Annotated in this window: 2 protein-coding genes; both read right to left on the reverse strand. The window is 63.6% G+C overall.

Annotation, left to right across the window (positions count from 1 at the left end; all coding sequences use genetic code 11):
• Nucleotides 1-831, reverse strand: an 831-nt coding sequence (locus AC1DY5_RS55255; RefSeq protein WP_478122634.1) for a DUF3987 domain-containing protein, incomplete at its 3' end; no start/stop codon positions are given.
• Nucleotides 828-1,503 (reverse strand): toprim domain-containing protein (locus AC1DY5_RS55260; protein ID WP_478122635.1); only part of this gene is annotated, 676 nt, incomplete at its 5' end. The genes AC1DY5_RS55255 and AC1DY5_RS55260, both read right to left, overlap by 4 nt.

The raw sequence follows: 1,503 nt of genomic DNA on the forward strand, positions 1-1,503 counted from the left end.
GCTTTGGATCCGGCCAGGCTGGATGCCGCCGAGCATTGCAAGACAGACTCGGGGAATGCGGACGGTTCCGCGTCCGATACGGTCGAACGTGTAGCCCTGATTCCCGTCGTAGGCCTGAAGGTAGAAAGCTCTCGCCCCTTCCTGCCCGTCCCGGTCCATTCCCTTGAGCAAGCCGTGGATTTCGTCGCGGTAGGCCATGAAGCCCCAAGGATTCGCGCTCATCAACTCGCCCAGCTTTTCCACCGTGGCGTCGTTGACGACGAACCGCCGCTCCAGCGGCGAAGGCGGAAGCTCAGCAGGTTTGAGAAGCGAGCGCGCCTTCTCCGGATCTTTCGCCGCGATCTTCCGGGCTTCCTTGTCGTTCAGGTCGTTCGCCATCTCCACGACCTTGGCGTCGAGCTCCCACGCTTCGCGCTCGACTTCCCATGCTTCTCGAGCAGCAGTTTCCAACCGATGCAACGGTCTCAACGACTCGCTCAGTGCCGGGGACTTCATCACGCCAGGGCTACCGATGATCAGGCCCCAGAGATTCGGCACCACCTGCCAATCGTCCTTAGCCTTCGGCTGAACGACGGCGCGCGCACCGATCAGGCTGGAGATCGCCGTGATCGCCCCCACCGCGGGGAAGTCTGGAGGGCATTGCATCCGGTGGGCGATGTCCATCACCCAGGCTCGGATCTCCGTCGGCAGAAGTTCTGGATCGAAAGCCATCACGGGCGGCAACGTATCGGGCAATGCTGCAGGGATGGGCCAGCCTTCAAGCGAAGGCGCCGCGCTTTCAATCGAGCTGCGCACAAGGGCGAGGTTTTCAGGTGTCAGGTATGCGTTCATGCCGATACCTCGAGGTTCACAGCGCCAGCTAGGCACGCTGCATCGTTGAAGTCGGTGTGCTTCGGTCCCCTCGGCAGGCCGGTGAAATCCGGAACCGCCACCAGACCGCCGACGGCTGCGGCTGCAGCGCGCGCCGCAGCGAGCCCAGGATTTCCCGACGTCTGCCAGTCGTCGTCGGCCGCGATGACGATCGGCAGGCCCGGATACTTCGCACGAAGAGCACGCGCCACCGGCTCAAGGTTGCCGGAGTTGAACGCCACCGCTACTGCATCATTGGTCGCCTCATGCACAGTGGCCCCGGTCGCGTAGCCCTCCGCGATGATGAGCCGTGCCGTCGGCCGTCCGATCGAGTGATAGCAGCCCTTCACGCGCCCACCAGCCAGGAACAGCTTGTAGCCTTCAGCGTCGATCCCCTGCAGACTCCACAGCTTGCCCGTCGCGTCGCGCATCGGAACCAACAGCACGTTCTCGAGAGTCGAAACCTCGCCGGTCTCGCGGTCCCACTTGGACCACTTGCCGATGCGAAGACCATAGGCTTTGACGCACTTCGTCTTGAGGTACGGATGCCCAACGGCGGGGATACCGACAGCCCACATCGAGCCGGCCTTCTCCGCCGAGGCTAGATTGCGTTGCGCCGCCTCTTGGTCGCGCATGCGCTGCGTGGCCATGATG

It is taken from the genome of Variovorax sp. P4_D9 (assembly GCF_056401695.1).